The organism is Burkholderia sp. IO2 (assembly GCF_029522185.1).
In the GTDB taxonomy this organism is placed as follows: domain Bacteria; phylum Pseudomonadota; class Gammaproteobacteria; order Burkholderiales; family Burkholderiaceae; genus Burkholderia; species Burkholderia cenocepacia.
The window spans coordinates 102,287-115,244 of sequence record NZ_JAKWFH010000007.1 but is presented as its reverse complement, the minus strand read 5'-3'; the positions used below and the strand labels follow the sequence as shown (position 1 = coordinate 115,244).

The 12,958-nt window shown below is 69.4% G+C and carries 10 protein-coding genes; 3 read left to right on the top strand and 7 right to left on the bottom strand.

The window, feature by feature from the left end; translation table 11 throughout:
* Nucleotides 1-10 precede the first annotated feature (10 nt).
* Complete coding sequence (locus MMB92_RS06480) at nucleotides 11-1,285, bottom strand: EAL domain-containing protein (protein WP_006496463.1); 1,275 nt, start codon at nucleotides 1,283-1,285, stop codon at nucleotides 11-13.
* Nucleotides 1,286-1,451: 166 nt separating this feature from the next.
* Complete coding sequence (mdtD, locus tag MMB92_RS06475) at nucleotides 1,452-2,888, bottom strand: multidrug transporter subunit MdtD (protein ID WP_006490788.1); 1,437 nt, start codon at nucleotides 2,886-2,888, stop codon at nucleotides 1,452-1,454.
* A 254-nt stretch (nucleotides 2,889-3,142) separates the two neighbouring features.
* Between mdtD and MMB92_RS06470 the strand changes: the two genes are divergently transcribed.
* A complete protein-coding gene (locus tag MMB92_RS06470) occupies nucleotides 3,143-3,466 on the top strand; it encodes a DUF2917 domain-containing protein (protein WP_006491803.1) in 324 nt (107 codons plus the stop codon).
* Here the strand turns inward: MMB92_RS06470 and MMB92_RS06465 are convergent.
* A complete protein-coding gene (locus MMB92_RS06465; RefSeq protein WP_043205384.1) occupies nucleotides 3,439-4,671 on the bottom strand; it encodes a citrate/2-methylcitrate synthase in 1,233 nt (410 codons plus the stop codon). The genes MMB92_RS06470 and MMB92_RS06465 overlap by 28 nt on opposite strands.
* 146 nt (nucleotides 4,672-4,817) lie before the next feature.
* On the opposite strand from MMB92_RS06465, the gene MMB92_RS06460 reads away from it, so the two are divergent.
* Complete coding sequence (locus tag MMB92_RS06460) at nucleotides 4,818-6,209, top strand: CoA transferase (RefSeq protein ID WP_058902286.1); 1,392 nt, start codon at nucleotides 4,818-4,820, stop codon at nucleotides 6,207-6,209.
* 21 nt (nucleotides 6,210-6,230) lie between these two features.
* Here MMB92_RS06460 and MMB92_RS06455 read toward each other — a convergent pair whose 3' ends face one another.
* A complete protein-coding gene (locus MMB92_RS06455) occupies nucleotides 6,231-6,977 on the bottom strand; it encodes a GntR family transcriptional regulator (protein WP_006489667.1) in 747 nt (248 codons plus the stop codon).
* Between the two features lie 167 nt (nucleotides 6,978-7,144).
* On the opposite strand from MMB92_RS06455, the gene MMB92_RS06450 reads away from it, so the two are divergent.
* On the top strand, nucleotides 7,145-7,990 hold the full coding sequence (locus tag MMB92_RS06450) for an aldo/keto reductase (RefSeq protein WP_034201437.1): 846 nt from the start codon (nucleotides 7,145-7,147) through the stop codon (nucleotides 7,988-7,990).
* A 27-nt stretch (nucleotides 7,991-8,017) separates the two neighbouring features.
* Here MMB92_RS06450 and MMB92_RS06445 read toward each other — a convergent pair whose 3' ends face one another.
* From MMB92_RS06445 to fusA, 3 genes are all read right to left on the bottom strand, one after another.
* The gene (locus MMB92_RS06445) at nucleotides 8,018-9,322 is read right to left on the bottom strand and encodes a hypothetical protein (protein ID WP_277562604.1); all 1,305 of its coding nucleotides are present in this window, start codon (nucleotides 9,320-9,322) and stop codon (nucleotides 8,018-8,020) included.
* Nucleotides 9,323-9,612: 290 nt separating this feature from the next.
* Nucleotides 9,613-10,623 (bottom strand): HoxN/HupN/NixA family nickel/cobalt transporter, encoded by a 1,011-nt coding sequence (locus tag MMB92_RS06440; RefSeq protein ID WP_034201438.1) that lies wholly within the window; start codon nucleotides 10,621-10,623, stop codon nucleotides 9,613-9,615.
* 166 nt (nucleotides 10,624-10,789) lie between these two features.
* Nucleotides 10,790-12,901 (bottom strand): elongation factor G, encoded by a 2,112-nt coding sequence (gene fusA / locus MMB92_RS06435; protein WP_006496147.1) that lies wholly within the window; start codon nucleotides 12,899-12,901, stop codon nucleotides 10,790-10,792.
* Nucleotides 12,902-12,958 lie beyond the last annotated feature (57 nt).

Genomic DNA, 12,958 nt, shown 5'->3' with positions numbered 1-12,958 from the left:
GCCGGCGCAGTTACTCGCGGCTGAGGGCCGCTTCCCAGTTGATGTCGACGCAGAGCACCTGCATGCCCGTCGCGGCCGGTGCGGCGATCGACGCGGTCACGCACAGGTGGGCCTCGTTGATCGACAGGTAGGGCGCCGTCAGATGCACGCCGCCCGGCGCGCGCATCGCATCGATGAAGTACGGGCGGCGTTCCCAGCTCGCGCCTTCGGAATGCAGCAGCGGCCGGAAACGCTTCGCGCGTTGCGATACGCTGCCGCGCGCGAGCACGTTGTCGCCGATCTGGCGGCCCGATGCGTCGAGCAGGAAGCAGCGCGCGGTCTCGGGCAGCCCGAGCACGGCGGCGGCCGCATCGACGAGCGACTCGCCCGCGCCGAGCCGGCGGCTCGCTTCCTCGAGCGCGGCGACGTACGGCGCGAGCCGTTCCGCCTGCGTGCGCTCGCGCTGCGCGACGCGCAGCCGCAGCGCGGCCGACAGCGTGTCCATGCAGCCCGCGGCGGCCTGCGGCTGCACGGGATCGACGCTCGGCCCCGCGAAGTACTGGCCCTGCACGAAATCGACGTCGCATTCGAGCGCGATCAGCGCGTCGCGTTCGGTCGCGAGCCCGCCCATCAGCACGAGCTGGCCGGATTCGTGCAGCAGCGACACGAGCCCCGGCAGCACGCGTTCGAGATGCGAGTGCTCGCTCGCCTGCGCGAGGATGCCGCGGTCGAGCGTGACGATGTCCGGATGCAGGTGCCACACGCGATCGACGTTCGAATGCTTCGCGCCGAACCCGACGAGCGCGATCAGGAAGCCGGCCTTGCGCAGCCCGTCGATGATCGCCGCATAGCGCGGCGTCTCGCCGCCGGCCTGTTCGGGCACCTCGAGCACCACGCGGTGCGGCGGCAGCCCGAGCGCCTTCAGGTTCGCGAGCAGCGCGTCGCCGTAGATGGTGTCCATCAGCGCGGCCGGATGCAGGCTCAGGAAGAGCCATTCGTCGTGGCTGTCGAACGCGTGGAAGTTGCCGAGATGCAACGATTCGGCGAGCCGGCCGAGCTCGAGCAGGTCGCCGCGCCGCGCCGCCTGCGTGAACACCTCGTGCGACGCCACCTGGCGGCTTTCCTCGTCGTGCGCGCGCAGCGACGCGTGATAGCCGATCGCGCGCCGGTGCGACACCGAGAACACGGGCTGGAACACGCTGAACACGGTGTAGCCGCCGTACAGCACGGTGCGCCGGTTCCCGTCGTCGCCGGCGACGGGGCGGGGCGGCTGAAAGCCGGGGGGATCGATTTCGATCATGCTCATGATGTCGGCCGAAGGGAGACTGCCAGTTTACCTACAGAATAGGCGAGCAAGAAGCATGCACGGCTGCGCGCTGCGTGCGGCCGCCCGTCGCGCTTGGCACGCGCACGGGGCCGGGTCGCGTTGCACCGCGATGGTGCGCGCCGGCCCGATTCGGCGCGCGCCGCGCTCACGCGCGCTCGGACGGATCGGTCTTGCGCGCGGTGCTGCGGATCTCGGGGGCGAGCTGCGCGAAGATCCACGCGGACGCGGCCGTGATGATCCCGACGCAGACGAACGTCGCATGGAACGCCGGCAGCGTGTTGCTCGGCGTCACGGTGCGCAGCATGCCGGTGAACGTCGCGAGCAGCGCGCCGGCGACCGTGACGCCGAGGCTCATCGACAGCATCTGCACGAGCGAGAACAGGCTGTTGCCGCTGCTCGCGCCGCCGGTGCCGAGATCCTTCAGCGTCAGCGTGTTCATCGCGGTGAACTGCATTGAGTTGAACCCGCCGAACAGCGCGAGATGCACGACCTTCACCCACACCGGCACCGTGTCGCGCATCAGCGCGAAGCTCGCCATCATCACGCCGACCATGATCGTGTTCGCGAGCAGCACCTTGCGGTAGCCGTGCCGCGTGATCAGGCGCGTGATGATCCGCTTCGAGAACATGCCGGCCGCCGCGACCGGCAGCATCATCAGCCCGGCCTCGAACGCCGAGTAGCCGAGGCTCACCTGCAGCAGCAGCGGGATCAGGTACGGCATCGCGCCGCTGCCGATCCGCGCGAACAGGTTGCCGAGCAGCCCGACGCTGAACGTGTGGATCTTGAACAGCTCGAGCGAGAAGATCGGCTGCGGCGCGCGCACCGCGTACAGTCCGTACGCGACGAAGCACGCGAGGCTCAGGATCAGCAGCACGAGCACGGCTGCGTGCTGCATGCCGAGATCGGCGAGCCCGTCGAGCGACAGCGAAATCGCGACCATGCCGATCGTCAGCAGCAGATAGCCTTTCAGGTCGAAGCGGCCGGCGGCCGGGTTGCGCGAATCGGGCATCGAATAGAAGGTCGCGATGCAGCCCGCGACGCCGACCGGCACGTTGATCAGGAAGATCCAGTGCCACGACGCGATCTTCACGAGCCAGCCGCCGAGCGTCGGCCCGATCAGCGGGCCGATCAGGCCCGGAATCGCGACGAACGACAGTGCGGGCAGGTAGCGTTCGGCCGGGAACGTGCGCAGCACCGCGAGCCGCCCGACCGGCAGCAGCATCGCGCCGCCGACGCCCTGCACGATGCGGAAGGCGACCAGTTGCGTCAGCGTATGGGCGTTCGCGCACAGCAGCGAGCCGAGCGAGAACACCAGGATCGCGCTGAAGAACACCCGCCGCGTGCCGAACGTATCGGCGAGCCAGCCCGACACGGGGATCATCACCGCCATCGTCAGCGAGTACGCGATCACGACCGATTGCATCCGCAACGGCGATTCGCCGAGGCTCGCGGCCATCGACGGCAGCGCCGTGTTGACGATCGTCGCGTCGAGCGTCTGCATGAAGAAGCCCGTCGCAACGAGCCAGAGCATCACGGTGAGGTTCTTTTCGCCGGGAGCGGCGGCAGGCGGGCGTTGGAACATGACGGCGGGGCGGTGGCGCGGGACAGCCGACATTGTAGGGAAAGCCGCCGCGCCGTGCAGGTTCGGGCGGCACTCATGTGGCCTCGACGACCCGACCCGATTCGGCGCGACCTCGGCCGGCCCGGCCGCCGGAGGCCTGTCCTCGTCGGGCGGCCAGTACAGTTCGGTCAAAAGCGTCTGCGGCCGTATCTGTCCGCGTACCGCCGCCGTCCGAAATACTGGTGTGATCGAACCCGTGCGACCAGGAGGCTGCCATGCGCGAACTGCGACTTTACGTGATGGACGGCGACGAACCGGCCGGACGGTGGCGGATCGTCGACCGCACGCTGCTCGAGGTGGCCGAAGGCGACGTGTGGGTGACCGTCGAGGGCCGGCCAGACGATCACTGGCTGGGCGCCGGTGCGTCGCTGACCTTGCTGCCCGGCACCCATGCGTGGGTCAGCGCCGGGCCGCGCGGCGCGACGTTCGCGTTCGGCCCGCTCGCGGTGTCGGCCGTGCGCACCGCGCCTGCATGGTGGCGCCCGTTCGCCGCGTGGCGCGACGGCCGGCGTCACCCGGCCGCATCGCTGCCGACGTAGCGGGCCCGCGGTCGGATCAGCTTTCCGTCCGCGTACTGTTCGAGCGCATGCGCGATCCAGCCGGCCGTGCGGCCGGCCGCGAACAGCGTGAACGCCGCGCCGTCGGGCAGCGCGAGCGTGCGCTCCAGCACCGCGAGCGCGAAATCGATCGTCGGCCGCAGGCCCGTCGCCGCTTCGACGCGTGCGGCGAGCGCGCGCGCCATGCGCAGCGCCGGCCGCTCGGGCGCCGTCGCGTGCAGTGCATCGAGCAGCGCCCGCGCGCGCGGGTCGCCGTCGGGATACAGCGGGTGCGCGAAGCCGGACAGGGCCGTGCGGCCGCCGTCCGCGCGTTCGTCGTGCGCCAGCCGCAGCGCGAGGTAGCGATCGAGATCGGCGGCGCGGGCCGCTTCGTCGAGCAGCGTGCCGGCGCGGAACGTCTCGCCGCCGTGGCGCGGCCCCGACAGCGCCGCGAGCCCGCCCGAGATCGCGCCGAACAGGTGGCTGCCGGTCGACGCGATGCAGCGCACCGCGAAGGTCGACGGATTCAATTCGTGATCGGCGCACAGCACGAGCGCGCGCCGCAGCAGGTCGGCGTCATCGCGCCGCCGCACGCGCCACGCGGACGCGAGCTGGCGGTGCACGGGCGCGTCGCCCGGCGCGATGCCGGCGAGTGCGGCCGTCGCGACGCGCAGCAGCAGCGCCGCGGCATCGAGCTGGGCGTCGCGCCCCTGCGCCCACAGGCGCGGCAGCGACGCGGCGGCGGCCGGCAGCAGCACCAGCGTGCGTTCGAGCGGTGCGAGGTGCGCCCAGCGACGCGCCCAGTCGTCCCACTGCGCCGCGTCGAAACCGGTCGACGCGAGCGACGTGGCGGCCAGCCGCGCGGGCGGACAGTCCCAGAGCCGCGCGGCCGTTTCTTCGAGGGTCGCTGCACCGGCCAGCGCGATCGCATCGGCGCCGCGGTAGCGCAGGCGGCCGTCGGCGATCTGCGTGATCCGCGATTCCAGCACCGGCACGCCCCAGTCGAGCGAACGTTCGGCGACACCGCCCGCGCGTTTCGCATCGGCGCGGCGGCGCGCGAGCAGGCGCACTTCGTTGGCGTCGTAGCGGCGGCGCTTGGTCGCGCCGTCGGGCAGCGAGCGCAGCAGGCCGCGGCTCACGTACGCGTAAAGGGTGCTCACGCTGACGCCGAGCATGCCGGCGGCTTCCTGCGCACTGAGGGATGTCATGCCGGTTGCTCCTGGCGGCGCGCATGAAGCGCGGGCCCGCTACAACTATTCGTTATGTATTGATTCGCGCAATCAAGATTGATCGCGGCTGTCGCGAATTCTAGACTCGATTCCGTCTCCTCGACGGCATCCTCTTCACCATGACCATGACACCCGAACGCGCATTGACGCATCTATGGCAACTCGCAGACGGCGAACCCGACGCGCTGGCCCGCACGACCGTGACCGGGCAGGACCCGGCGTTGCCGTCGACGTTTCATGTCGGCACGCTCGCCGCCGCGACGATCGCCGCGGCCGGGCTCGCGGCAGCCGAATGTCATCGGCTGCGCACGGGCATCGCGCAATCGGTCGACGTGTCGGTGCGCGACGCGCTCGTCGCGTTTCGCAGCGAGCGCTACCTGCGCGTGGACGACGGGCCGCCGCCGGAGTTGCGTCATCCGGTGACCGGTTTCTTCGAGACGGGCGACGGACGATGGATTCAACTGCACGCGAATTTCCCGCATCACCTGCGCGGCATCCTCGACGTGCTCGGCTGCGGCCCGCAGCCGCCCGACGTCGCCGCGGCGATCCGTACGTGGGACGGCGCGGCACTCGATACCGCGCTGGCCGACGCCGGTCTGTGCGCGGCATTGATCAGAACCCCTGACGAATGGGCGGCGCACGAGCAGGCGCGCGCGATCGCGTCGCTGCCGCTGTTCGAGATCGAGCGGATCGGCGACGCGCCGGCCGAGCCGATCGGCCGCGGCGAGGCCGATCGGCCGCTGGCCGGCGTGCGCGTGCTCGATCTCACGCGCATCATCGCTGGGCCGGTCGCGGGCCGCACGCTGGCGTCGCACGGCGCGCAGACGCTGCTCGTCAACGGTCCGCACCTGCCCAACATCGCCCCGCTCGTGATCGACAACGGACGCGGCAAGCGCTCGACGTGGATCGATCTGCGCGACGCGGCGGGCGTCGATACGCTGCACGCGCTGGCACGCGAGACGGACGTGTTTCTGCAGTCGTACCGGCCCGGCGCGCTCGCGGCGCGCGGCTTCACGCCGCAGGCACTGGCGGCGCGGCGGCCCGGCATCGTCTACGTGTCGGTGTCGGCGTACGGGCGCGCGGGGCCGTGGGCGAAGCGGCGCGGGTTCGACAGCCTCGTGCAATCGGCGAGCGGAATCGCCTGGCAGGAGCAGCAGGCCGCGCATGCGAGCGGGCCGCGCCATCTGCCGTGCCAGGCGCTCGATCATGCAACGGGGTATCTCGCGGCGTTCGGCGCGATGATCGCGCTCGCGCGGCGGGCGCGCGAAGGGGGCAGTTGGCACGTGCGGATGTCGCTCGCTCAGACGGGGCGCTGGCTGCAGTCGTTCGGCGCCGTGCCGGACGGGTTGCAGGCGCCCGATCTCGCGCTGGCCGACGTGCGCGACCGGATCGATCGCGTCGCGTCGCCGTTCGGCGTGCTCGACACCGTGCGGCCGGCCGAGTGGTTGTCGGCAACGCCGCCGGCGTTCGCGCGGCCGCCCGTGCCGCTCGGCACCGACGACGCGCGCTGGTTGTGAGGGCCGCTGGCGCGGCTCGCGTTACTTGCGCAGCTCGACGACGAAATCGTAGTAGTCGTTGCGGCAGTAGGTATCGGTCAGTTCGATCGCGCGCTGGTCGGACGTATAGCCGATCCGTGTGATCAGCAGCAGTGCGTCGTGCGGGGCGATGCCCATCTGCTCGGCGATCTCGTCGGTCGCGTTGACCGCGCGGAAATGCTGCAGCGCGCGCACGATCGGCGTGCCGCGTGCTTCGAGATAGCTGTACAGCGAGCCGACGATCGCCTGCGGATCGGGAATCAGCGTCGCGGGGAACGTCGAGTTCTCGACGGCCATCACGATGCCGTCGGCGAGGCGCAGGCGTTTCAGGCGTGTAACCGATGCGGCCGGCGACAGCCCGAGCTGGATCACTTCGTCGCGGTTGGCGGGCTGGATTTCGCGTGCGAGCCACTGCGAACTCGGCTTGAAGCCGCGGCGCTCGAGCATTTCGCTGAAGCTCGACAGTCGCGACAGCGGATCCTCGTAGCGCGGCTGGATGAAGTTGCCCGCGCCTTGCGTGCGGCGGATCAAGCCTTGCTCGACGAGCAGCGCGATCGCCTTGCGCGCGGTGATGCGCGACACGCCGAGCGCTTCGGACAACACACGCTCGGAAGGCAGCGCTTCGCCGGCCGTCCAGCGGTTGTCGTGGATCGCATCGCCGAGCTTGCGGGCGAGCTGCAGGTAGAGCGGCGTATCGTTGTCGGGGTCGGGGCGCAGGTCCTGCCAGCGGTCGTCCGTGGGTGCCTTCATACAATGGGTATCGATCAGGTTGCGGCCATTCTAAGTCATCATGCCGCGCCGTTATAGCCGGTTTTTGCCGTGTAATAGGCCGGGGGCGCACCGATTGACTACACTGATGCGTCGTATTCGATGCTTCGGCCGCGGTGTGCGGCCACGAACCCGCAACGAGGAAACGGATGACAGACACGATCGCCACGGTCGTTTTGCCAAACGGCGAGACGATTCCGAAGCTGGGCCTGGGCACCTGGGAAATGGGCGAGCGGCCGGCGCGGCGCGCGGACGAGATTGCCGCGTTGCGCGAAGGCATCGAACTCGGGATGACGCTGGTCGATACCGCCGAGATGTACGGCGACGGCGCGACCGAGGAACTCGTCGGCGACGCGCTTGCGGGCCTGCGCGACGACGTGTTCCTCGTCAGCAAGGTCTATCCGCATCATGCGAGCCGGCGCGGCGTCGTCGCCGCGTGCGACGCGAGCCTCAAGCGCCTGCGTACCGATCGCGTCGACCTGTACCTGCTGCACTGGCGCGGGTCGGTGCCGCTCGAGGAAACCGTCGCGGGTTTCGACGCGTTGCAGCGCGCGGGCAAGATCCGCCACTGGGGCGTCAGCAATTTCGATACGGCCGACATGGCCGAACTCGTCGACGAGGCGGGCGGCGGTGCATGCGCCACCAACCAGATTCTCTACAACATCGCGCGACGCGGCCCGGAATTCGACCTGCTGCCGTGGCTGGCCGACCACCGGATACCGGCGATGGCGTACAGCCCGGTCGATCACGGACGGCTGCCGAAACGCTCGCCGCTCGACGAGATCGCACGGCTGCGCGGCGTGTCGGTGACGCGCGTCGCCCTGGCATGGGTGCTCGCGCAGCCGGGGGTATTCGCGATTCCGAAGGCGTCGCGGATCGAACACGTGCGCGACAACCGCGCCGCGCTCGATTTCGTGTTGAGCGATGACGAGCGCGCGCAGCTTGACGCGTATTTCCGTCCGCCGCGCAGCAAGCGCGCGCTCGAGATGCTCTGACCGGAGTCGGTCGCGCAACGTGTCGGGTCAGTGGTTGCCGCCGGACGATCCGCCGTTGCCATGACCGCCGCCGTTGCCGGCGCCATGGCCGTTGCCGACGCCGTTGGCCCCGCCATTGCCGGCGCCGCCACTGCCATTGCCGTTACCGTTGCCGCCGCCATTGCCGAGGCCACCGGTGCCATTGGCGCCGCCGTTTCCGCCGTTGCCTCCGCCGGCACCGCCGCTATTGCCGCCATTGCCACGGCCGTTGCCGACACCGTTGGCGCCGCCATTGCCGGCACCGCCGCTGCCGTTGCCATTGCCGTTGCCGCCACCATTGCCGTGACCGCCGCCGCCGTGACCGCCGCCGTGACCGCCGCCGTTGCCGCCGCCGTTGCCGCCGCCGTTGCCGCCGCCGCCGTTGCCGCCGCCGCCGCCGCCGCCGCCGTTGCCGCCGCCGCCGCCACCGCCACCGCCACCGCCACCGCCACCGCCACCGCCGTTACCATGGCCGCCGCCATTGCCGTGACCGCCGCCGTCACCATGGCCGCCACCGTTGCCGTGACCACCGTCGCCATCGCCGTGGCCGCCACCATGGCCATGACCACCGCCGTCACCGTCGCCATCGCCGTGGCCGCCACCATGGCCGTGACCACCGCCATCACCATCGCCGCCACCACCGTGCCCACCGCCACCTGAGGTGCCGCCACCTGAAGTGCCACCGCCCGAAGTGCCGCCACCTGAGGTGCCTCCACCGGAATTGCCGCCACCTGAGGTGCCGCCGCCTGAAGTGCCACCGCCCGAAGTGCCGCCACCTGAGGTGCCGCCACCCGAAGTGCCTCCGCCCGAGGTGCCGCCACCTGAGGTGCCGCCACCGGAAGTACCACCACCGGAAGTGCCGCCACCCGAACCACCGTTACCCGACGCATTGCCTCCGCGGCCGGTGCCGCTCGTACTGCCTGAAGTTCCACCTGTCGTTCCACCGACACCGGCGGGTCCGACGGCCCCGTTCCCGTTATTTCCGCCGCTACCGGTCCCGTTGCCACTGCCATTACCGGTGCCGCTGCCGCTTCCATTCCCATTACCGCTGCCGCTCGCACCGGCCCCGCTGTTGCCGACGCCCCGGCCGGCATAAACGTGCACCGCGCACGCGGCCGGATTGGCGGCGCACGGCGAGGCATTCTCGACCAGCGTCATGATGGTGTCCGCGCTGGCGTTCGCGGCGGACGCGGTGTCGGGCGTGGTGTTTTGTGCGACGGCATACGAGCAGCAGCACGCAAACGCGGCCGCGGCCAGCAAGGTTGCACGAGGGCGCCGTCCCGCCGCGCGGAACGGTTGTTTCGTCTTATGCATCATGGCCTCCCCATGCGCGCGATGCCTCGTTGCCGCGCGACTATTCACGTGTGGTGCAGGGGGGCTTAAAAGATTCGTTGTCCTATCGTCAGCCGATGACCTCCTGGCCAGCGCTTGACGCTAGCCGCGAACGCGGATCGGCACGCGGGCCCGCCGTGCGCATCCCACTCTGCGAGATTCGTGCCATCGGCCGCGCGGGGCCGTGGCGCAAGGCGGGCGCAGTCGCGTGACCACGCATGCAACGTCGTTGGGGAGGGTTTTGTTTCCGGAATGAAACGTCGGGGCGTCGTTCAGCGCGCCGGCGCGTCGGCCGCGCGCTGCCAGCGGTGAAACAGGATCGACGCGATCCAGCAGACGAGGAACAGCGCGACGATGCCGTAGCCGATCGAGCCGAAGCGTTCGCCGAGCGCATCGAGCGTGTCGCGCACGGGGCCCGTCAGCGACAGCTTGTCGGCCAGCAGTCCGGCTGCCTCGATCCCGCCGATCGCCAGCGCGACGGCCGCCGACACGAACGTGATGCTCGCGTTGTAGAGCAGCTTGCGCTGCGGATCGTCCATCGCCCAGCCGTATGCGTGAATCATCAGCACGTTGTCGGTCGAGTCGATCAGCGTCATGCCGGCCGTGAACAGCGCGGGAAACAGCATGACCGTATAGATCGGCAGCCCCTGGCTCGCCTGCGCGGCGGCAATCGCGAGCAGGCCGATTTCGGTTGCAGTATCGAAACCGAGCCCGAACAGCACGCCGACCGGGTACATGTGCCAGCTCTTCGACACGAACCGGAACAGCGGGCGCAGCAGCCGCGATACGAGGCCGGCGGGGCGATGATCATGCGCGCCGTCGTGCGCGGGCGCGGATACGCCGCGATAGCGTCGCCACACGTCGCGCAGGATCATCAGGTTCACGCACGCGAGCACCAGCAGGAACGTGGCCGATACCGCCGTGCCGATCGTGCCGCCGATGTCGCGGAACGCATCGAACCGGTCGCGCAGCGCGAACGCGGTCAGCGCGATGCCGAGCGTCGCGGCGATCACGATCGTCGAATGGCCGAGCGAGAAGAACAGGCCGACGCTCACCGGACGCTGGCCGTCCTGCATCAGCTTGCGCGTCGCGACGTCGATCGCGGCGATGTGATCCGCGTCGACCGCGTGACGTAGCCCGAGCCCGTACGCGATCGCCGCGGTGCCGAGCAGCAGCGGATGATCGCGCAGCACCGCGAGCGCCCACAGCCAGACGGCGACGTTCGCGGCGATCAGGCCGGCATAGAGAGTCAGCAGGCGGCGCAGGGCAGGGGTGGGCGGCATCGGGCGGGTTCCATCGGACGAATCGCGATCCATTGTGGCACGCGAAAAAAATGTCCGGCGTGCCGATCAAAAAGCCGCGCACGCCGTGGTGCGCCGGATGAAAAAAAGGCCCGTCCGGAACCGGACGGGCCTTGCGTGCCTGCGACAGCGCGCGGGCGAACGGCGCTTACTTCGTCTTCGCGCTGATCACGCCTTCCGATACGTTGGCCGGCGTTTCCGCGTACTGCTTGAACTCCATCGTGTACGTCGCGCGGCCCTGCGTGGCCGAGCGCAGCGACGTCGAATAGCCGAACATCTCCGCGAGCGGCACTTCGGCGCGCACGAGCTTGCCGCCGCCGCCCGCGATGTCCTCCATCCCCTGCACGATGCCGCGCCGGCTGGACAGGTCGCCCATCACGTTGCCCATGAACTCCTCGGGCGTCTCGACCTCGACGGCCATCATCGGCTCGAGCAGCACCGGCTTCGCCTTGCGCATCGCTTCCTTGAACGCCATCGAGCCGGCCATCCGGAACGCATTTTCGTTCGAGTCGACGTCGTGGTACGAACCGAACGTCAGGTGCACCTTCACGTCGACGACCGGGTAGCCCGCGAGCACGCCGCTCTTCAGCGTCTCGGTGATGCCCTTGTCGACGGCCGGGATGAACTCGCGCGGAATCACGCCGCCCTTGATCTCGTCGAGGAACTCGTAGCCCTTGCCCGGGTTCGGCTCGAGCGTGATCACCGCATGACCGTACTGGCCGCGCCCGCCCGACTGCTTGACGAACTTGCCTTCGACGTCGGCCGCCGTCGTGCGCACCGTTTCGCGATACGCGACCTGCGGCTTGCCGACCGTCGCCTCGACGCCGAACTCGCGCTTCATCCGGTCGACCAGGATTTCGAGGTGGAGCTCGCCCATCCCCGAAATGATCGTCTGGCCGGACTCTTCGTCGGTCTGCACGCGGAACGACGGATCTTCCTGCGCGAGACGGTTCAGCGCGAGGCCCATCTTTTCCTGGTCGGCCTTCGTCTTCGGCTCGACGGCCTGCGAGATCACCGGTTCCGGGAATTCCATCTTTTCCAGGATGATCGGCTTGGCCGGATCGCACAGCGTGTCGCCGGTGGTCGCTTCCTTCAGACCGACGGCCGCCGCGATGTCGCCCGCGCGCACTTCCTTGATTTCCTTGCGCTCGTTCGCGTGCATCTGCAGGATCCGGCCGAGCCGCTCCTTCTTGTCCTTCGTCGCGTTGAGCACCGTGTCGCCCGACTCGACGACGCCCGAATACACGCGGAAGAAGATCAGCTGGCCGACGAACGGGTCGGTCATGATCTTGAATGCGAGCGACGAGAACGGCTCGTCATCGCTCGGATGACGTTCCGCCGGCTTTTCCGGATCGGCGAAGTCGTGGCCGAGGATCGCGGGCACGTCGACCGGCGACGGCAGGTAGTCGATCACCGCGTCGAGCATCGCCTGCACGCCCTTGTTCTTGAACGCGCTGCCGCACAGCATCGGCACGATCTCGTTCGCGATCGTGCGCTTGCGCAGCGCGGCCTTGATCTCGTCCTCGGTCAGCGATTCATGGTCGTGCAGATACTTCTCGAGCAGTTCCTCGCTCGCTTCGGCCGCGGCCTCGACCATCTTCTCGCGCCATTCGTGCGCGAGCTCGACGAGGTTCGCGGGGATGTCCTCGTAGGTGAACTTCACGCCCTGGCTTTCGTCGTCCCACACGATCGCCTTCATCTTCACGAGATCGACGACGCCCTGGAAATGATCTTCCGCGCCGATCGGAATCTGGATCGGCACGGCGACGCCTTTCAGCCGCTCGCCGATCTGCTTCTGCACGCGGAAGAAGTCGGCGCCGATCCGGTCCATCTTGTTGACGAACGCGATGCGCGGCACCTTGTACTTGTTCGCCTGGCGCCACACGGTTTCCGATTGCGGCTGCACGCCGCCGACCGAGTCGTAGACCATGCACGCGCCGTCGAGCACGCGCATCGAGCGCTCGACCTCGATCGTGAAGTCGACGTGCCCGGGCGTATCGATGATGTTGATCCGGTGTTCCGGATAGTTGCCGGCCATGCCCTTCCAGAAGGCCGTGGTCGCGGCCGACGTGATCGTGATGCCGCGTTCCTGCTCCTGCTCCATCCAGTCCATCGTGGCCGCGCCGTCGTGCACTTCACCGATCTTGTGGCTCACGCCGGTGTAAAACAGGATGCGCTCGGTCGTCGTGGTCTTGCCGGCATCGATGTGAGCGCTGATCCCGATATTTCGATAGCGCTCGATGGGGGTTTTGCGGGGCACGTGAACCTCCTGGTGGTTCGGATCGTAAGCGGGCCGTCTGATTGGGTGCCGGCCCGG

What these genes read in the sequence shown, in the direction of transcription:
- MMB92_RS06465 (WP_043205384.1), bottom strand. Translation starts at nt 4,671, where the DNA reads ATGACATCCCTCAGTGCGCAGGAAGCCGCCGGCATGCTCGGCGTCAGC.
- MMB92_RS06460 (WP_058902286.1), top strand. Translation starts at nt 4,818, where the DNA reads ATGACACCCGAACGCGCATTGACGCATCTATGGCAACTCGCAGACGGC.
- MMB92_RS06455 (WP_006489667.1), bottom strand. Translation starts at nt 6,977, where the DNA reads ATGAAGGCACCCACGGACGACCGCTGGCAGGACCTGCGCCCCGACCCC.
- MMB92_RS06440 (WP_034201438.1), bottom strand. Translation starts at nt 10,623, where the DNA reads ATGCCGCCCACCCCTGCCCTGCGCCGCCTGCTGACTCTCTATGCCGGC.
- MMB92_RS06445 (WP_277562604.1), bottom strand. Translation starts at nt 9,322, where the DNA reads ATGCATAAGACGAAACAACCGTTCCGCGCGGCGGGACGGCGCCCTCGT.
- mdtD (WP_006490788.1), bottom strand. Translation starts at nt 2,888, where the DNA reads ATGTTCCAACGCCCGCCTGCCGCCGCTCCCGGCGAAAAGAACCTCACC.
- MMB92_RS06480 (WP_006496463.1), bottom strand. Translation starts at nt 1,285, where the DNA reads ATGAGCATGATCGAAATCGATCCCCCCGGCTTTCAGCCGCCCCGCCCC.
- MMB92_RS06450 (WP_034201437.1), top strand. Translation starts at nt 7,145, where the DNA reads ATGACAGACACGATCGCCACGGTCGTTTTGCCAAACGGCGAGACGATT.
- MMB92_RS06470 (WP_006491803.1), top strand. Translation starts at nt 3,143, where the DNA reads ATGCGCGAACTGCGACTTTACGTGATGGACGGCGACGAACCGGCCGGA.